The sequence below is a fragment of the Micromonospora sp. NPDC005979 genome (assembly GCF_040614415.1).
In the GTDB taxonomy this organism is placed as follows: domain Bacteria; phylum Actinomycetota; class Actinomycetes; order Mycobacteriales; family Micromonosporaceae; genus Micromonospora.
In genome coordinates this window covers 237,713-255,905 of sequence record NZ_JBEXUR010000010.1, presented here as the reverse complement: position 1 = coordinate 255,905, position 18,193 = coordinate 237,713, and the positions used below count along the sequence as shown (strand labels likewise).

Annotated in this window: 20 protein-coding genes; 17 read left to right on the top strand and 3 right to left on the bottom strand. The window is 72.9% G+C overall.

The window, feature by feature from the left end:
• Positions 1 to 240: 240 nt before the first annotated feature.
• The 3 genes from ABZ272_RS19050 to ABZ272_RS19040 all read left to right on the top strand — a co-directional run bounded on the left by ABZ272_RS19050 (position 241) and on the right by ABZ272_RS19040 (position 2,094).
• Positions 241 to 480 carry a winged helix-turn-helix domain-containing protein gene (locus ABZ272_RS19050; RefSeq protein WP_355051253.1) on the top strand — a complete coding sequence of 80 codons (240 nt, stop codon included), beginning with the start codon at positions 241 to 243 and terminating at the stop codon, positions 478 to 480.
• Positions 481 to 1,029, top strand: coding sequence for a hypothetical protein (locus ABZ272_RS19045; protein WP_355051252.1), 549 nt, complete (start codon positions 481 to 483; stop codon positions 1,027 to 1,029). It abuts the gene before it with no gap.
• A gap of 117 nt (positions 1,030 to 1,146) precedes the next feature.
• The gene (locus ABZ272_RS19040) at positions 1,147 to 2,094 is read left to right on the top strand and encodes a DUF559 domain-containing protein (protein ID WP_355051251.1); all 948 of its coding nucleotides are present in this window, start codon (positions 1,147 to 1,149) and stop codon (positions 2,092 to 2,094) included.
• 80 nt (positions 2,095 to 2,174) lie between these two features.
• Here the strand turns inward: ABZ272_RS19040 and ABZ272_RS19035 are convergent, their stop codons facing one another.
• From ABZ272_RS19035 to ABZ272_RS19025, 3 genes are all read right to left on the bottom strand, one after another.
• Entirely contained in the window at positions 2,175 to 2,528 is a 354-nt protein-coding gene (locus ABZ272_RS19035; RefSeq protein WP_355051250.1) for a hypothetical protein, read from the bottom strand.
• A gap of 129 nt (positions 2,529 to 2,657) precedes the next feature.
• Entirely contained in the window at positions 2,658 to 3,161 is a 504-nt protein-coding gene (locus ABZ272_RS19030; RefSeq protein ID WP_355051249.1) for a hypothetical protein, read from the bottom strand.
• Between the two features lie 61 nt (positions 3,162 to 3,222).
• Positions 3,223 to 3,996, bottom strand: coding sequence for a hypothetical protein (locus ABZ272_RS19025; RefSeq protein WP_355051248.1), 774 nt, complete (start codon positions 3,994 to 3,996; stop codon positions 3,223 to 3,225).
• A gap of 242 nt (positions 3,997 to 4,238) precedes the next feature.
• On the opposite strand from ABZ272_RS19025, the gene ABZ272_RS19020 reads away from it, so the two are divergent.
• The 14 genes from ABZ272_RS19020 to ABZ272_RS18955 all read left to right on the top strand — a co-directional run bounded on the left by ABZ272_RS19020 (position 4,239) and on the right by ABZ272_RS18955 (position 18,185).
• Positions 4,239 to 4,676 carry a ribonuclease domain-containing protein gene (locus ABZ272_RS19020; RefSeq protein WP_355051269.1) on the top strand — a complete coding sequence of 146 codons (438 nt, stop codon included), beginning with the start codon at positions 4,239 to 4,241 and terminating at the stop codon, positions 4,674 to 4,676.
• Between the two features lie 36 nt (positions 4,677 to 4,712).
• Positions 4,713 to 5,015, top strand: coding sequence for a barstar family protein (locus tag ABZ272_RS19015; RefSeq protein WP_355051247.1), 303 nt, complete (start codon positions 4,713 to 4,715; stop codon positions 5,013 to 5,015).
• Positions 5,016 to 5,166: 151 nt separating this feature from the next.
• The gene (locus tag ABZ272_RS19010) at positions 5,167 to 6,108 is read left to right on the top strand and encodes a hypothetical protein (RefSeq protein ID WP_355051246.1); all 942 of its coding nucleotides are present in this window, start codon (positions 5,167 to 5,169) and stop codon (positions 6,106 to 6,108) included.
• Positions 6,109 to 6,143: 35 nt separating this feature from the next.
• Positions 6,144 to 7,313: a hypothetical protein gene (locus ABZ272_RS19005; protein WP_355051245.1), complete on the top strand. Its 1,170-nt coding sequence runs from the start codon at positions 6,144 to 6,146 to the stop codon at positions 7,311 to 7,313.
• A gap of 16 nt (positions 7,314 to 7,329) precedes the next feature.
• The gene (locus tag ABZ272_RS19000) at positions 7,330 to 7,758 is read left to right on the top strand and encodes a hypothetical protein (RefSeq protein ID WP_355051244.1); all 429 of its coding nucleotides are present in this window, start codon (positions 7,330 to 7,332) and stop codon (positions 7,756 to 7,758) included.
• 28 nt (positions 7,759 to 7,786) lie between these two features.
• Positions 7,787 to 8,041: a hypothetical protein gene (locus ABZ272_RS18995; protein ID WP_355051243.1), complete on the top strand. Its 255-nt coding sequence runs from the start codon at positions 7,787 to 7,789 to the stop codon at positions 8,039 to 8,041.
• Positions 8,042 to 8,043: 2 nt separating this feature from the next.
• A complete protein-coding gene (locus ABZ272_RS18990; RefSeq protein WP_355051242.1) occupies positions 8,044 to 11,268 on the top strand; it encodes a hypothetical protein in 3,225 nt (1,074 codons plus the stop codon).
• The gene (locus tag ABZ272_RS18985; protein ID WP_355051241.1) at positions 11,265 to 12,743 is read left to right on the top strand and encodes a hypothetical protein; all 1,479 of its coding nucleotides are present in this window, start codon (positions 11,265 to 11,267) and stop codon (positions 12,741 to 12,743) included. The genes ABZ272_RS18990 and ABZ272_RS18985 overlap by 4 nt, the downstream gene beginning before the upstream one ends.
• Before the next feature lie 2 nt (positions 12,744 to 12,745).
• A complete protein-coding gene (locus tag ABZ272_RS18980; protein WP_007460817.1) occupies positions 12,746 to 13,246 on the top strand; it encodes a hypothetical protein in 501 nt (166 codons plus the stop codon).
• The gene (locus ABZ272_RS18975) at positions 13,246 to 13,893 is read left to right on the top strand and encodes a hypothetical protein (protein ID WP_355051240.1); all 648 of its coding nucleotides are present in this window, start codon (positions 13,246 to 13,248) and stop codon (positions 13,891 to 13,893) included. Before ABZ272_RS18980 ends, ABZ272_RS18975 begins: the two co-directional genes overlap by 1 nt.
• Positions 13,890 to 15,917, top strand: coding sequence for a hypothetical protein (locus tag ABZ272_RS18970; protein ID WP_355051239.1), 2,028 nt, complete (start codon positions 13,890 to 13,892; stop codon positions 15,915 to 15,917). The genes ABZ272_RS18975 and ABZ272_RS18970 overlap by 4 nt, the downstream gene beginning before the upstream one ends.
• Positions 15,918 to 15,927: 10 nt before the next feature.
• Positions 15,928 to 16,251: a hypothetical protein gene (locus tag ABZ272_RS18965; protein ID WP_355051238.1), complete on the top strand. Its 324-nt coding sequence runs from the start codon at positions 15,928 to 15,930 to the stop codon at positions 16,249 to 16,251.
• 1 nt (position 16,252) lies between these two features.
• Positions 16,253 to 16,756: a hypothetical protein gene (locus ABZ272_RS18960; RefSeq protein WP_355051237.1), complete on the top strand. Its 504-nt coding sequence runs from the start codon at positions 16,253 to 16,255 to the stop codon at positions 16,754 to 16,756.
• The gene (locus ABZ272_RS18955; protein ID WP_355051236.1) at positions 16,749 to 18,185 is read left to right on the top strand and encodes a baseplate J/gp47 family protein; all 1,437 of its coding nucleotides are present in this window, start codon (positions 16,749 to 16,751) and stop codon (positions 18,183 to 18,185) included. Before ABZ272_RS18960 ends, ABZ272_RS18955 begins: the two co-directional genes overlap by 8 nt.
• The last annotated feature ends 8 nt before the right edge of the window (positions 18,186 to 18,193 follow it).

Below are 18,193 nucleotides of genomic sequence, written 5' to 3'. Positions count from 1 at the left end.
GGACCGCCCGCGACGTCGACGCCACCGCCTGCGGAGGCACCGCCGCCGACAACAACGTCTTCGGCGAGGGTCAGCTGGACGGTGCACGCACCCGCCCCGACCGAGGGGATGAGCCGCACTCGTTGCCACGCGAGGAGCGGCTCGCGCTTAAACATATATGCCTAAGTGGCACTGTCGCAACGCTTAGTTGTCTGACCAGTGCGTGTCGTGATCAAATTGGCGTGCCACGCGAGGAGTGTCATGCCACAGATTCCGGACTACATCCGGATCTCGGAAGAGATCATCGGGGACCTGCGCAGCGGGAAGGTCAAGCCGGGGGACAAGTTGCCCTCGATCGCTGACATGTCCGACCGCTTCGACGTCAGCTCGTCCACTATCCAGATGGTCTACGTCCGTCTGGAAGCGCTGCGGGTGATCCGGCGGCACCAGGGCAAGGGCATTTTCGTGACCGATCCGAAGACCTGGATGCGGGAGCCCTAGGTGGCGTGGGACATCTCGGAGCACGCCGCCTATGCGGGCGGTCTCGCCACACGTGTGGCGGACCTGCGGCAGCGCTTTCCCGACGCGCTCGTGACGTGCGACGTTGACGACGAATTCCCTGGGCCCGAACTCATCTGCTGGAACGCACACCCACGCGAGATCTGGGTGTGGGTGTTCGAGTCGGATGATTCTGCGGGGGCGCGACGAGCCTCGGCCCGGCTGGGGCAGCTGCTCACGGCACCACACGAGCTGACCGCTGTCGTGGACAAGCCGGTGGTGGCCGGCCCGAACGACGTCTTCGACAAGGAGTCCGTCACCGCGTCCAGTTACTTCGACGTGGATGGGCGGATCGAGGTCCGGAACGGGCCCACCGACGGCATTCAGCTGTTCCGGGCCTTCGGTATCGATGACTTCGACGACATCGCCAATCGGGTCGCGATCAACCTCGTGCTGGGTGCCGCCCGTAAGGCGGACCGTGACTCCCGAGAAGCGCTGGGTTTCCGGCGTGCCGGTCTCCCCGTGCACTCGCCAGGTGACGAACGCGTTTGACAGGCTCCGCCTACCACATCGAGGCGCGGTCTGGGGCGGCGTCCACAGGAGCGCGCGCTGTCCACAGGGGCACCCGCGCGGCCGGTGTGCCGGGGCGCGGTACGGCAGGTTCAGCCCATGGACTCGCGACTGTGCGCGCTCGTGGCTGCCGGTGGTGGGGTGTGCACCTGGCGGGAGATGGTGCGGGCGGCACCCGAATGGACGGTTCAGGCCGCGTGCCGGGCTGGTCGACTGGTCCGGGCGCTGCCCGGGGTCTACCTGGACGCCACCCTGCTCTCCCGGACGAGCACCGCGGCACCGCTCCTGGCCCGAGTCGAACCCGAAGTGGCACGACGGGCGGCTCTCGCGTACGCCGACGGTCGGGGTGCGCTCAGCCGGCTGACCGCGCTCGACGTGTCGGGCCTACGCCGCCAGCCACCCGGCGAGCCGGTGTACGTGGACGTACCGACCGGCTCGGGTCTGCGTGGCCGGCCCGGGTTGATTCTGCGTCACCGCACCGGATTCGCGGCCGAGCCGCCCCAGGTGGTGGTACGGGCTGGGTTCCCGGTGACGCGACTCGACCGGACCCTGGTGGACTGTTGGCCGCTACTGCCGGCGGTCGACCGCCCCGGGCCGGTCATCCGCGCGGTGAACGACCGGCGCACCACACCGCAGCGGCTCGTCGTCACGCTGGCCGAGGAGCCCCGGTTGACCGACCGCGCGGCGCTGCGTGGTCTGGTGGAACGGCTGGCCGCCGGGTGCCGCAGCGCGCTGGAGATCTGGGGCCACGACCACGTGTTCACGGGCCCAGGCATGCCGGCGTTCGTCCGGCAGGCACCGGTGCGGATCGGCGGTCGGACCATCTACCTTGACATGTTCGCCGAGGCCGAGCGGGTCAACGTCGAGCTGGACGGTGCCACGAGCCACGGTGACCCGGCCGAACGCGAGATCGACCTCCGCCGCGATGCCCTGCTGGCAACCAGGGGGATCCTCGTCGTCCGCTTCACCCACCGCCGCCTGCGGGCGAATCCCGACGACGTCCGCCAGCAGACCCTGGCGATCCTTGCCAGCCGCCGCTCATCCTGATGATCACTTGATGGTGACCAGTTCTCCGGGACCTCTGACAACTGGTCACCATCAAGTGATCATGGGCGACGTGAGAGGCGTCAGGGGGTTGTGGCGAAGGCCAGGGCGCCGCAGGCGGCGATCAGGAGGAACAGGGTCAGCAGGATGAGGCTCACGATCGCGCCGGGGCGTTGGATGACCGGCTTGCCGGGGTCGAGGGGCGCGGGCAGGTGGGCCGCGACGCCCGGCGTCGGCTGGGGCGGGGCGAGCCGCAGGATGCGCCGCAGCCGGAAGCGGTCGACGCCGAGGAAGATCGGAATGCCGATGATCCCGATTCCCCACCAGCCGGCCAGCAGGGTCTTGTTGGTGTGGTGGCGGTACAGCGAGAGGCCGCAGGCGCGGCACATCCAGCCGCGTTGGGAGGAGACGACGTACAGGATCACGATGCTCGTCATCGACTGGAACGAAACCCGCGCGGCGGGGTGACTGCCGCAGAACTGGCACTCCCCGTCGGCGGGTGGCCGCAGGGCGGGGGGCGGCACGGGCGCGGGAGTGGGCATTGTCGACATTGATGGCTCCGAGACTCAGGCGGCCGGCGTGGGGTAGCGGTCTCCGCCGTACTGGCGCAGCGCGGCCGCGACCTCGTCGCGGGACTGCCGGGTGTTCCGCAGGTCGGCCAGGCGGTAGCCGCGCAGGCCGGTCAGCTCGACGTCGGGCGGCACCGCGCGCTGCGTCTGGTCGGCCACCCAGACGGTGAGCATGCTTGGCTTCTCCAGCTTGCCGGCGTTCGGCTTCTTCTCGATCGCGACCCGGGTCACCTCCGACCACCCGAACTCGGTGGTGGCCGCTCCCTTGGTCCAGGTGATGCCCTGCTCGCCGATGCGGACGGCGAACGCCTCGCGGCTCTCCCGCACCGCGCCGAGGCCGCCGATCAGGGCCAGCGCCGCCATCGCGTACCCGACCCAGTTGCCGAACGTGAACTCCTGGTTCATCAGCGCCAGCAGTTCCGGCGAGAACAGCAGGACGACGGCGAGCACCAGCAGCGCCGGGCCCTTCGCGTACGGCTTCCAGTTGCGTTCAAGTTGCATCGTGTGTTCCTCCCCCGTGCCTTCCACGGCGGAAGGACGGGAGGATGCTAACCAGTCGCGATCAAGATTTGGTGACCCGGTGGTGAAGGAGGTCGCCGATCCAGCGCGCGGCCTCCCGCTGGGCGGCGAGCAGGTGCTCGCGGGCGTCCGCCATCTCCTGGTCCGCGTCCTCGTCGAGGCGGTCACCGAGGATCGTCGCCCAGCGCCGGCTCAACTCCTCGGCGTACGTCGCCCGGCGCATCTGCTCGTCGAACTGGTACTCCATGCGCACCATCGCGTCGACGTGGGGTCGTAGCGCCGGCATCATCCGCTCGTCGAGGCGTACGGCGGCGTCGGGTCGGCAGGTCACGAGGACGTCCCCGCGCCGGTAGGACCACTCCGGGTCCTCGGCGAGCGCCCGCTGCAACGCCACCTCCAGGTCGGCGGCCCGGTGCGGGGGCAGGTCCCGGGCGGCATCGGCGGCGAGTCGGGTCAGCCGCTGGATGGCGTTCGGCTGGAAGTACCCCACATACCAGTTGAGCACCTCGGCCCGCAGGCTCGCCGATGACGACCAGGCGAAGGTGGCGCGGACGTAGAACGAGTAGACGTACCCCTGCGCGGGCACCGCGATCAGCCGGGGCGCGTCGCGCTGCTCGACCAGCGGGCCGGGCGGGGACGGACCGGCGCCGGCGCCGACGGGGGCCTCGTCCTGGAGCGCGGCCACCAGTCGGTCCCAGGTGCGCGCCCACCACCGCCAGCCGCGCACGCTGCCGTCCCGGGTGATCCTCAGCGCGCGGACGCCCCGCTGCCGCCACAGATCCGCGGGTCTCGGTCTCTGCTCGGGAGCGTCCGTCATGGCACCCCTTCACGGTCACGGGTCCGCGCGCCCGCAGCTCACGCTAACAACGGATGACCGAAATGCCCGCCGCCGCGCCGATGTGCGACACAATGTCGGTAGCCCGCGGTTCACCGGGCATTGTGTAGCAGTTGGGCCGACGGGACTGTCGCCGACCGCGGGCAACGGCCAGACTGGGCGCGACCCGCCACTCACGTGGGTCGATGGATCGGATGGTCTGGAGGCAGCCTGTGTCCACCCTCGTGTCCCCGCTGGCCACGCTCGGCGCGATCCGCCGGCGTACCACCACCCTCGCCCTGCTCCTCGCCCTGGTCGCCGCCGCGCTGGTCGGCCCGTCCGTGGTCACCCCACGGCTGACGGACTCCGCGTCGGCGGCGGTCTACAGCTCCTGCACCATCAGCCGCTGCGCGGACGCGCGCACCGCACGATCCGGCTGGTCCGCCAAGGGCTTCCCGACCAGCCGCGGCTGGTACTCCTGGAGTGGCGGGCTGTCCAACTTCGCCGGTGGCCGGTTCTACAACTACGAGGGTCAACTGCCCACGAACGCCACCTACTACGAGTACGACGTGTACCCCCGCACCCAGGGCGCCGCCCGCGACGCGTACCGGATCGTGGTGAACCGCAGCACGGGCGTCACCTGGTTCTCGCCCAATCACTACACCGACTTCTACCGGCTCTGACCGGCCCGGTGGCCAGCCGGTCCGGGAGGCACGCACATGGACGACGCTGAGCAGGTTGGCGCGGTGGCGCTGGCCGGGGCGGCGGCCCGTACCCGGCCCGCGCTCTTCGCCGCGCTGGCCGAGGCGCTGGCCCTGCCGGCGTACCTGGGCGACACCTGGGACGCCCTCGCCGACGCGCTCCGGGACCGGCTGGACGCCGGCCCGCTGACCCTGCTGGTCACCGACGCCGGTCAGCTCCTCGCCGACGAGCCAGCCGATCAGTACGCCCTGCTGTTCACCGTGCTCGGCGACCTCGCCACCACCGCACCCCACCCGCTGCACGTCGTCCTGCGTCCCTGAGGTCGCGATCGGTCACCGGTCGGTCTGCCGACAGTTCGGCCGGTGGCCGGTGCGGTGACGGTGGCGGTGACGCTCGGGTGACGGCCCCTCCGCGATCCTCGTGCCGAGCCGGGCGGTGTGCCCCGGCGTGGGCAGCGGGGGAGGCGGCGGCGTGGACTTCGTCGACGGTGTGCTGGTGCGGCTGGCCGACCCGGGCACCCGCGCCGCGCTCTTCGACGACGCCTCGCTGGCCCACCTGGTCGACGCCGCGTACGACACCGAGGCGATGCCCGTCGCGCCCCCGTACGCGGCGGTCTTCGACGAGCTGACCCTCGGCTTCGCGGCCGCGCCGGTGACCCTCGCCGAGGGGGAGTGGCTGGGCGAGGGCGGCACCGCCCGTACCGAGCTGCGCGTGCGTCTGCACGGCCTCGGCGGGTCGGCGCTGCGCATCGACGCGCTCTGGCGGGGGAGCCTCGTGGTACGCACGAGCGCCGCCCGGGACCGGGTCGAGGACCTCGACGTGGCGATGCCGGCCTTCGACGTCGACCCGCAGATCATCGCCGACCTCGGCGCGTTGCCGGCCGATCCGACGCTGCTGGAGACCGAGCGCCGTACCCGACTGGTGGCCCGGCTGCGGGCGGGCCTGCACCAGCCCGCCGCCTTCACCGACGCGCACCTGGACCGGCTGCTCGCCGGTGTCGGCGCGGCGAACGCCGGTGACCTGGTGGACCGGATGCGCGGGCAGGCCGCCGGCGCGACCGTACGGCTGCGCTACGCCGCGCCGCCGGCCGCGCCCCCCACACCCCGTCCGCTGCCGTTCGCCGCCGCCGTGCTGGTCCGCGACAAGGGCTTCTCCCTGGCCGACCTGCTCGTCGAGACCCGCCTGGTCCGGGCCCGCGCCGAGGAGTTGGGACTGGACGTGCCCGCGCCGGAGGACGTCCGGCGGCGGCACCGGGTGGTCGCCGTGTGGGTGGTGCCCGTCGAGACGTTCGACGACGACGGATGGCCCGGTGGCGACACCGGCACCGCCGTGCAGAAGCGGGCCGCCCGGTTCGCCCGTGCCGGCCAGTGGCTCGCCCGCAGCGGTATCGGGCTCGCCGCCGTCCCGACCTGAGATCAGACCAGCAGCAACTTCGTCCGGGAGGACCCGTGGCACCGACAGCAGCATTCCCGTTCATCGAGGTCCGGATCGTGCCGCCACCGGCGCCGCTGGCCCAGCGTTCGCCGGGCGTCATCGCCGTGGTGGGCAAGACGCCGTCCACGGCCGACGGTGGCTCCGCCCCGGCCAACACACCGGTCCGGATCGAGACCCTCGACGACGCGGTCACCAACTTCGCCCGCCGACAGGCCGGCAACGTCGTCCGCAACGCCCTCTACAACTCGCTCGAACTGGCGTTCCTCCAGGACCCGCGCCCGGCCAAGGTGTACGGCGTGAAGGTCGCCGGCGACGACTACGCCGCCGCGCTCAGCGGTCTGGAGGCCGCCGACGACGTGACGATGGTGTCGCTGGCCAACGAGTCGACCGTCGGCAACCCCGCCGGAGCGGGCGCGCCCACCGGGCTGCACGCGCTCAAGGCGCACGTGGAGACGATGTCCGCCGCCGGCCAGCGGCGCATCGGCTTCGCCATGGTCAACCCGGCGACCGAGAAGAGCGCCAGCTACGTCACCGACATCACCGCCGCCGCGAACCCGCTCAAGAGCAGCACCAGCCGGATGCTGATGATCGCCGCCCGGGGCGCGGACGGCGACGCGGCCACCGCCGCCATGGCCGCCGTGGCCGGGCTGCCGGTGCACCACAGCATCGTGCTCAAGAAGATCCGTGGGGTGGCCATCCCGGTGGCCAAGCAGTACAGCCCGGCCGAGATCAAGGGACTCTCCGAGGCCAACCTCACGCCGATCATCGACCCGACGCTGATCACCGGCGAGAGCCTGCACTTCGCCGACGGGCGGCTGTTCACCTCGGACGCGAGCCTGCTGCACGTCGACCTGGTCCGCACCCTCGATCAGATCGAGTTCATGCTCCGCGCCGGACTCATCGGCCTGGTCGGCGACGCCCGCATCACCAAGCCGGGCATGACCCTGCTCAAGACCCAGGTGGACGGCATCCTCGGCCCGCTCAAGCGGCAGGCCGTGATCGACGACTACCGCATCGAGATCCCGGTGTTGGACATCCTCACCATCCCCGAGGCCGCCCGTACCGCCACCGACACCTCGATCGTCACCACCGCCCGGGCCGACCGCACCGTCGACCTCGTCGTCACCGTCACGTACGGCCCGGCCGTGAGCCGCCTGCTGGTCACGCTCGTGGCCAAGTTCTGACCGGAGGAACCAGACCATGGAGTGGAAGACCCGCCTCGCGGTGCAGTACACCAAGGGCACCGAGACGGTGTTGATCAGCCCGATCGACTCGTTCAGCCCGTCCTTCTCGCTCAACGTCGAGGCGCTGCACTCGTGCGAGGTGACCCACATGGGCGCCATCCACGCGCCCGTGTCGATGAACTTCACGATGACCGTCAAGGCGATCGGGGACGTCGCCGGCCGGCTCACCAAGCTGGCCCTCGACGGCGAGCTGTTCGACATCGCGCTGCTGGAGCACACCGGCGACGACTGGGCGTTCTCGTCCTTCGTGTTGCAGGACTGCCTGATCACCAGCGCCACGCCGACCACCGCCACCATCTCCGGCGCACCGGCGGCGACGTTCAGCGGCTTCAGCCTGGCGGCCTCGGTCGACCCGAAGACCGGCGACCCGTCCGTCCTGCCGTAACCCCACCAGGATCAACCGGAGGTAACAGATGGCGACCGGAGCTGGCCGCGCCGCCCGGGTCACCCGTACCGGGCTGGCCCTGGTGCACGCGGGTGAACTGGTGTTGCCGGCGGCCGGCAGCGAGGCCGAGGCCGAGCAGGTGGCCGAGGACGATCGCGCCGTCATCGCGTACCACTTCCCGGTGGAGATCGAGGTGGTCGCGGCCGGCGGCGCGTTCGACGCCGACGCGCTCGCGGACCTCGCGTTGGCCCGCCTCGCCGAGCACCTGGACGGGCGGTTCTGACGGTGGCCATCTCGGTGCACGTGCCGGTGCGGATCCGGCTGGACGCCCGGTCGGTGACCGAGCGGCCGGAGGCCGTGACCGACGCGCTCGCCGCCGCCCTGGCCCGCGCGCTGGAACGCTCCCGCCAGGAGGCGGTCGCGCCGCACGGCGGCTACCTGGAGGTACGCACCGACGCGCCGGAGTTCCGCTGGACCGGCGCGGCCCGCGAGCACGTGACGCCGGACGAGCGGCGTGCCTTCGAGGCCCGGCTGCGCCGGAGCGTCGACGAGGTCGTCGCCGCCGCGCGGCTCGACCCGGGCCTGCCGCCCGGGGTGCCCCTGCCGCTGAGCGAACCGGCCACCGAGCTGTTCGACCCGCAGCGGATGCGCCACCTGCTCGCCGTGTACCGGGTGCCGTCCTACGACGCCGGTGGGGACGCCGCCGAGGTGCCGGTGGACGGTCCCGAGCCGCCGCGGGTGAGCTACCAGTGGCTGCTGCGCCCGGCCGCCTACCTGGCCGGTCACTTCGCCGAGCTGGCCCGCGAGGCGGTACGCCAGCACGGCGGCCTCCCGTCGGGCGCCCCGCAGGGGATCATCGCCCGGGTCATCGGCGTGGACGGCCGCCCGGTCTGGGCGATCATGGTGACCACCACTCCCTTGTCGGTCCTGACCTTCGAGCAGTTCGGCGAGACGGTGTTCCGGGCCACCCCGCAACCCCACTTCGAGGTCGAGGCGCGGGTGCCGAGCCCGCAACCCGGGACGGTGCAGCGGCGACCGGTCGCCGACCGCAGCGCCCTGGTCGCCATGGTGGACGAGGAGTTGAGCGGCGACATCCGGCGGCGGCTGCGGATCGCCTCGCCGCGCGGCGAGACCACGAGCGTCGAGGAGTACCAGGCGCAGATCGAGCGGGCCGTCGACGCCGAGGTGACGCGGCGGGTCGACGCGATCCTCGCGTCGGTGGGCGGGGCCACGCCGACCAGCCTGGTGGTGGTCGACATCGGCGGCGTCTCCCTGTTGCTGGTCAGCACCGAGGAGACCGACGCCACGCTGCACTTCACCGGTACGGCCAACCTGTTGCCGATCAGCGTCGAGCAGCCCCCGGCCGCCGCGCCCGATCCGAACGCGCCGCCCGGCGGTGGCGTCGGCACGGGCACCGGGGCCGGCGCGGGGAGCGGCGCCGGCAGCGGTCCGGGCGGCACCGGGCCGGGTGGCGGCGGTCCGGGCGGCACCGGCGCGGGTGGCCCCGGCACGGGCGCCGGCCCTGGTGGTGGGCCCGGTGGCACCGGTGACGGCGGCACCGCCGTCGGGCGGGGCGGGTTCGTCTTCGACCCGAGCAGCCCCAGCGCACCGCCGGGCGTCGAGGGGCGGCGGTTCCCCGCCGTCGGCACCGGGCACTCCACGATGCCCGCCTGCGCGTCGTTCAATGGCGAGCCGGAGTTGGCGGCGCTCGGCCCGGACGGCGACGAGCTGCGCCGACTCATGGACGACATCGCGTTCCGGTTGCAGATGGGCGAACCCTGCCGTTACCCGGCGAACTTCTGCCTCCAGGCCGCCGCCGTGCTGCGCGGCCGGGCCGCGGCGATCAGCCTGCTCGTCGGCTCGGCCGAGCGGGAGGCGTTCACCCGGCCGGTACCCGAGGGCAGCGGTCGACTCGGCCCGCTGGACTTCCGGCCGGTCGCCTCGCCGGCCGTGCAGTTCCTGCGTCACCTGGCCGGCGTCGTACCCCGCCTGGACCACCTCGCCCAGCTCGTCATGCGCCGCTACCGCCAGCCCGAGCACTTCGCGCGGATCCAGGGCGGCTGGATCGACACGTCCGCCTCCTGGAACCTGCACTTCGTACAGGCGCTCAGCCCGGCCGTGAACGCGGCGGTCGGGCAGCTGTTCGTCGTCGGCAGCCAGGCCATGCTGGTGCAGCTCCTGCTCAGCTCCCGGACCGGTATCGAGGCGCGGATCGCCCACTTCGAGGCGTACGCGCCGATCTTCGAGCGGTTGATCGTCTCCCAGCTCACCGACTACGCCGAGTTGCAGGGGCTGCGCGAGCGGCTGCGCCGCCACGAGGCCGCCCGGTGGACGCAGGAGCACACCGACCTGGGCGGCGGCAGCGTGGCCACGTTGAGCATGCTGAACCCGTCCACCGCCTGGTACGGGGCGGCCCGCGCCATCTCCAGCGCGTTCCTCGCCACCGAGGCGGCCCTGACCAGCCCCGGCGCGGCCGGAGAGATCGTCGAACGCGACGGCGTCACCCGCATCCGCGACTCGCACGCGGTGCTCTGGACCCTCGCCGAGATCGAACAGGCGCTGGTCATCCAGCGCGGCGAGGCCGAGGGCGTCGACCCGCTGGTCAAGCAGATCAGCGACCTGCCCGACGTGCTGGCCCGCTTCGCCGGCAACCGGTCGGCGATCCGCGACGAGCTGTGGCGGGTGTTGCAGGACATGCGACGCCACAACACCGAGATGCTCGGCCGCTCCCGCACCGACGCGCACTTCGCCTTCCGGTCCAGCCGGATCAGCGAACACATCCCGTCGGCCACCATCGCAGGCGGACGCTACGCGTTACAGGGCATCCACCTCGTCACCCACCAGCAGCTCGGCGAGTTCTTCGGCGGCAACCCCTACTACACCAGCGGCGTCGACAGCCTGTTCAGCACCGAGCTGGGCCGGGAGGCACTGAGCGCGTTCGCCGTCATGGTGGGGATCATCGCGCTGTCGCTGCTCTGCCCGCCGCTGGGCTTCGTGGTCGGGGTCGCCGTCGCCGCCGTCGACGTGGCGCACGCCCACCAACGCGAGCGCCTGTACTCCTCGATGCTGGACCCGGAGCTGGTGCTCACCCGCACCGAGGTCGAGGTCGAGCTGTTCGCCGCGTACCTCGGGTTGGCGATGTCGCTGATCCCGGAGGCCGGCACCATCGGCGGCGCGGCCGTGCGCGGCGGCCGGGTCGCCCTGCGCTTCGGCGTCCGCGCGGGGCTGCGTGCCGCCCGGGGGTACGTGGTACGCCGGGTCACCCGACAGATCGTCGAGGCCGCGTCCCGCGACCTGCTCCAGGGGTTCCTCACCGAGATCCTGCTCAACGAGGTGCTGGAACGCGTCGTGCAGAAGCTGATGGAGCCGATCCTCGCGTACGTGGAGCGCGAGGCGATGCTCAGCGGCGCGGTCGGCGGCCCGGAGGGCGCCCGGTTCATCCTCATGGTGCTCGACTCGCAGCCCGGCGGTGCCGCCGCCGGCCCGCGCGTGCCGGTGGTGCGGCCGTGACCGGGCCCCGCCGGTTCCGCGCCGGCCGGTTCCTCGACGCCGCCGCCGTGCACGCCGCCGCCGACGCGAACCCCCGGCTGCGGCGCTTCATGCGGACCATCGCCGAGCACAGCGAGGCCGGCGAGGTGCGCTCCCGGCGGCTGCTGGAACACCTCATCCGCCGCATCGTCGACGACGTCGGCGACCTGCACCTGGGCAACGCGCTCAACCGGCTGGAACGCATCGCCGTGCTGCGGGACAACATCGCCGCGATCCTCGACCACGTGTTGGAGGGCGGCACCCTGCCCGAGGGGGTGCGGGTGGCGACCCTCGGCGAGTACTTCGAACAGCTCAGCACCGAGATGCGCGAGCTGAGCCGACCCCGCGAGGGCATCGTCGGCGACGCGCCGCTGCGGCTTGCCGACGACGCGGGCGCGTACGCCGACTCGCTGCTGCGGGAGTTCGACGCCGGCGGCGGCGCGGCCGGCCGGCACGCCGAGCCGGCCGCCATCGTCGGTGACGCGTTCCGGGCCATGCCGGCGGACCGGCAGGCGGCGCTGCGCCGGGCCGCCGAGCTGGAACCGGCCGCGCTGTGGCGCGCGGTCGCCGCCGAGACCGAGGCCGGCAAACGGTCCGCCGTCGCGGACCTCCAGACCCGCCTCGGCGGCCGGCTCACCCCCGACGAGCTGGCCCGGCTGCGCACCGCCGTCGACGACCTCGGCCGGGCCCGCTCGCGTGGCCTGCAGATGAGCGACGCCCGGCTCGCCGACGCCCTCGCCCGCATCGGCGATCCGGACCTGCGGGCCGTGGTGGCCGGCGGCGACGTCTGGCTCACCCAGCAGCTCGCCGTGCACAACCCGGAAGCGCTGGCCGCCCTCTGGCGGCGCTTCCGCGACGGGGGCGGACGCGCCGACGACGGTCCCGGCTTCCGCGCCTACCTGCGCCACGACATGGTCACCTACGGCCGGGGCGTCCTCGGCGAGTACAGCGCGGCGTTCTCGCTGAGCAGCATCGAGCTGTTCCTCAAGGGACCGGACGCCAACGTCAAGGTCGCCGGCACCGACCTCGTCGGCATCGGCCACGACGGCTGGGTGTGGCTCGTCGACGACAAGTCCCACCGGGCCACCAGCGTCAGCGGGGTCAGCGCGCTCACCGACAACCTCGTGGTCAACCTGCGGCGCGACGCCGCCGACTTCCGCGACGCCATCGCCCGCCTCCAGCGCGACGACCCCGGGTTCACCCCCGACCCGCGCATTCTCGACGCGATCTCCCGGATGGAGGACGCCGCCGCCGAGATCGACCGGATCAACCGGCGCGGGTCCGCGTCCACCCGGCCCGCCCGGATCAGCGCGGCGCTGGCCGAGCGCCGGCTGCGGCTGCGCGTCACCAGCGCCGCCGGCGAGGTCCGCGAGATCACCCAGGCCCTGCGCGACCTCGGCCTGGCCGTCGAACCCACCGGTACGCCGGTGCCGCTGCCACCCACCGGAGGACGCTGAGCATGGCGATCACCAGCAGCTTCATGCGGTACGGCACGGTGCCGTCGGCGATCATCAGCGATGGGGTGCTGCCGATCCCCCTGTGGGCGGTCACCGCCATCTCCCTGGCGCAGACGTACCACCTGCCGCCGATCGGCTCCACCGCCCACAAGGCCATCGTGGCCACCCACGACGACACCATCACGCTCACCGGGGTGCTCGTCGGCGCGGAACGCTACGCCTGGAAGTTCGCCCTGGAGACGATGGCCGAGGCCAGCAAACGCGGCACCGCCCTGGCGGCGTACTCCGGCGGGAAGTTCGGCGGGCTGATCCTGGTCACCTCCATGACCATCCGCACCGACATGCAGGTGCAGTCGCTGACCTTCAACGCCTCGGCCGCCCGCCGCGACGTCCTGGACACCACCGTCACCCTCGTCCACGTGCCCCGTCCCAGCCTGCTCGGCAAGCTGCTCGACGTGGCCAGCATCGGAGTCGGCGCGCTCGCCGACGGGTTGGGCAACTGATGCCACCGTTCCCGATCGACCGCTACCTGCTGCCGGAGACACCGATCGAGGTGCCCGACGGGTTCACCGAGGTGCGCCAGGGCCTCACCGCCGGCCTGCCGCACCGCGTCGAGCTGGGCGCGGGCGTGCACGCGGTGCTGATCCTGCCCACCGGCCTGGCCCGACAGTGGCTGTCCACCGACCCACTCGCCGTGGTGAGCGGCTCCGCCGACGACCTCGCGCCCCGACCCGCGCCGACGGCCACGGCCCGGCCACCGGCGCTGGTCGGTCGGGTGCCGCTGCGTCTCGTCGTCCGCCAGGGCACCCGCATCCTCGGCTCGGTGCCGCTCGCCACCGGCCTGCGCCGGGTCTGCCCCGACGCGGGCACACCGACCGCCCCCGGCGTCACCCCGGTCGCCGTCGAGGTGCTGGTGCTGGCCTGGCTGCTGCATGCCGGGACGGTCCGCGGCTCCGGCGACTACGGCTCCTACCTGACGGTGGCCTGGCGGCCCGCCGACCGGGCGGTGGACCAGTTCGGTCCACCACCGATCAACGAGTTCGTCTGGCGTCGCCGGCCGCCCGCGCAACGCGTCGAGTCCGACCTCGGTCCCGCCCGGCTGCGCTACCGCTACCTGCTCGACAAGAAGATGCGGAGGGTGCTGCGATGACGCTCACGCCGTTCCAGACCGGCCAGGTACGCCAGGGCGCCGTCGGCAACGACGCCGGCTGGACCATCACCTTCCACCGGGAGACCCCGACCGGCATCAGCCCGGACGCCGCGCTCACCCTGTCCAGCGCCGACTACTACGCGGCCATCGACGCCGCGCTGCCCGACGGGCTGGGCCCCGGCGCGTACACGGTCACCGTGCAGGGGCTCGTCGACGAACACTTCGCCGCGCTGCGCACCGCCGAGGGGCAACCGCCGCTGGTGGCGAAGCTGCACCTGTACTGGCGCGACGCCAACACCTCGGTCGGCGCGTTCTTCACCAACCTGGTCGGCGTGAACGCCGGCCCGACCCCGGCCGAGCTGACCCAGGCGCTGGTCGCCGTCCTGCGCGTCACGAAGGTGCGCCGGCTCACCGGCGAGCGGACGTACGACACCGAGCTGACCCTCGTCGAGCAGGCGTACGCCCGGCTCGGGCAGCGGGTCGCCGAACGGTTCGAGGCGGCCACGTTCACCGCCGCGATCCGCGCCATCGGCGAGCGGACCAGGGTGGACGTGACCGGGTGGGGCGCCAACCCGGACGGCACGATGACCCGGGGCGCGACCGAGGCGGCCGGCGACGAACGGGTCGCCTTCGGGGCCGGGCTGCTCTACCGCGCCGCCCTGGAACGCCTCGGCGGCGCGTTGCAGCAGTCCCTCAACGCGTACGGGCGGGGGATGTTGCTGATCCGCGACGGCACCGTGCACGTCGGCAAGCGCCCCATCCCGTACCCGGAGGGCGAGCCGAAGCCGCTGACCCTCGCCACCGGCCTGCTGGCCTGCACCGAGAACGGCACCCAGGACACCGACCCGTACGCGGCCACCGAGACCGGCGGCACCGCCGCGCCGCGCCGTCGGGCGTGGACGCTGACCCTCAAGGGCCGCCCCGACCTGAAGCCCGGCGACCTGGTGCGCTTCGACCCGCCCGCGACCGACGAGGCCACCACGCTGGGCAGCGTCGGCGCGGCGCTGCTCGGCTCGTTCGCCGCGCCGTTCGCCCCGTCGACCGGGGAGCTGGGCGCGGGGTCGAAGCTGCTCTACCTCAGCGCCGCCCGGCACACGCTGTCGCGTACCGCCGGGTTCGTCACTGTCGTGCAGGGTGTCGAGGTCGCGTCGAGCGCGAGTGCGTGGGACACCTGGAGCGACGCGTCCGGCGTGGGTACCGCCGAGCCGGCCGGCCCGGCGTCGTCACCGGGGGTGGCGGCCGCCGAGGCGGTGCGCCGGGCCGCCCGCGCGGCCCGGGGCGAGACGCGCGGCCTGGAGATCGGCGAGGTCCGCGCGGTCGCCACCAACGCCAGCGGCGCGGTCGAGCCGCCCGCGCAGACCGAGACGGTGTGGGAGGGCCTCGTTCGCCCGGACGGTCGGCCCAACGCCGCCCGCCGCCTGCCGGTACGCCGGCAGCAACCCGCGCCGCTGCCCGGGGTGACCTACCTGACCCCCTTCGCCTGGGGCGGGTGCGGGCTGATCCTGCCCCGCTACCCGGGCACCCGCGTGGCGCTGGCCTACCGCAACGGCGCACCGGACGACCCGGTCGAGGTGGGCGCGCTCTGGCCCACCGGGCACGCCCCGGTCTCCGAGCCGGGGGACTGGTGGCTGTCGCTGCCGGTCGGAGTGGCCAGCAGCAGCCGCTCGTCCATCGCCGACACGGTGACCCCCGCCGACCACGACGGCAAGGTGGCGCACGACCTCACCGACGGCGACGGCAACCGGGTGATCGAGCTGGGCGAGCTGACCGTGCGGGTGGGCCGGGCCCAGCTCAAGGGTCGCGGCCAGCGCCCGGCGCGCGCCGACGAGGCCGACAGCATCACCATCGAGCACGCCGCCGGCGGGTCCTCGATCGTCATGAAGCAGGACGGCTCGATCACCATCACCGCCACCCAGATCGACCTGGACGCCGGCAACGGCGCGGTGAACATCAGCGGCGGCACGGTCAGCATCGCCGCCGACGACGTCGACGTCCAGGTCAGCAACGCGATGAACGTCCACTGAGGAGAGCGACATGGCATTCGTGCTCACCACGTCGAGCGACGTGCACTGCCCCAACCAGGGGAAGGTCTCTCCGACCGGGCAGGGCAAGCTGACCGTCGACCACAAGCCGGTGGTCCGCCTCGACGGCATCAACGGCAAGTCGGTGGCCGGCTGCACCATCACCACCAGCAACTCCACCAAGCAGTGCAGCACGGTGACGTCCGCGACCGGGGCGGCCGGCAAGCTCACCGTCGGCAACGTGGCCGTGGCGTTGGACTCGCTCAGCGGCGCCACCGACGGCTCCAGCCCCGGACTGTCCGCCAGCGCCGGCCAGAGCAAGCTGAAGGCAGCCTGACGTGGACCGTACCGAGCGCGAACGGCAGGCCGCCCAGCGCCGCTACCTCGGCTGGGGCCTCGCCTTCGAACCCACCATGCCCGGCGTCGACCTGGCCCGGGACATCGTCTTCGACGATGGACCGAACGGCCGGACGTTGGCACTGGTGGAGGGCACCGGCAACGTGGCGCAGAGCCTCGCGGTGGCGCTGACCACGCTGCGCGGCTCGAACGTCTTCGACGCGACGTTCGGCTTCGACGGCCTCAACGCCCTCGCCGAGCAGATCGAGCCGAACCTCATCCGGGAGCAGGTCCGCATCGGCATCATCACCCTGCTCGACCGCGATCCGCGGGTCCGCAAGATCGTCGACGTGAACCTCGACGACGGTCGGCTCGGCGCGGGCCGCGCCGACGACGCCTCGGCCGCCGCGCTGCGCGCCTCGCGCACCCTCCAGGTCCAGGTCCAGTTCGAAACCATCACCGACGACCGGCTCTCGGTGCGCCTCGGGGAGCTGCCAAGTGTCTGACCCGACCCTCCCGGCCGAGCTGGCCGATGTCCTCGCCGTCGACGCCGCCGCGCTGCGGGCCACCGGCTCGACGGGCTTCGGCATCGTCGAGACCGGCTTCGTGCCCAAGTCCTTCGCCCGGTTGCTCGCCGAGAAGCTGGCCACCGCCCGGCTGCTCTTCGGCGAGGACGTCGACCTGACCAGCGGTGCGGTGCTGCGCAAGGTCCTCGAACTCGCCGCCCTGGAGGACGCCCGGATGTGGGCCGCGCTCGGCGCGGTCTACGACAACTCCTTCGTGGTGTCCGCGACCGCCGACGCGCTGACCCGCCTCGGCGAGGAGCTCGGCATACCCCGGCCGTACCTGCCGGCCCGGGGGACGGTGAAGCTCAAGCTCAAGGCCGCCCTGCCGACCGGCCACCCACAGCTCACTCTGCCCCGGGGCGCCCGACTGTCCACCACCGGCGGGCACCACGTTGCCCTGGACGAGACGGTGGTGCTCTCCGCCGCCGTCGGTGAGCGCGAACCGGCCGTCGCCGCCTTCTATCCCGGCCCGGCGCACAATCTCGACCCCACCCAACCGCAGCAGAAGATCGACCGCTGGAACCGCGCCGACACCCTGCTGGCCGACCTGGACGACGCCGAGCAGGCCGCCGGCAAGGAGCTGGTCGAGATCACCCACACCGTCGCGCTCACCGGCGGCGAACAGCAGGTCTCCGACGCCCGCTACCGGCAACTGCTGCTCGCCGCGCCGCGCTCCATCTGGACAGCCGAGGCGATCGGCCTCGCCGTGGCCACCGTGCCCGGCGTACGCCAGGTGCAGGTCTTCGACGGCCGGGGCGGACTGGACCTCAACCAGTCCATCTTCGGCAACTTCAACTTCATCGAGCGGGTCTTCAGCACCGAACGCGACCTGGGCAACCCGTACTACGTCACGGTGCTCGTCGCCCCGACCGCCGCCGCCATCTGGGACGGTCCGGACGGGCTGCACGCCGCCGTCGAGTCGGTCATCGAGGACCTGCGCCCGGTGGGCATCTTCGCCTCGGTGGACCGCGCCGACGAGGTCGGCATCGGCGTCGAGGCCGACCTGGTGATCCGGGGTCTGCCGCTGCCCACCGGCTCGAAGGAGACGATCAACGCCTCCACGGCCGCCACCGAGCTGCGCGCCCGGCTGCACGCCCGCCTGCGCCGGTACGTCGACGAGCTGCCCTTCGGTGAGCCGGTCCGCGCCGCCGAGGTGATCTGGACGCTGATGAACGAGCCGGGCGTCGCCGACGTGCGCAACCTGCGGCTGGTCCGTTTCCCGGCCGACTCGGCGGTGGTGGTGACCGGCAGCGCGCCCACCGGCGACGGGGTGCAGCGGCTGCCGGTCGGCGACAACGCGGTGCTCGCCGCCAACCAGGTGCCCGTCTACGTCGACCGGGACGACCCCCGGCCGTTCCGGATCGTCTGAGCGGGGGC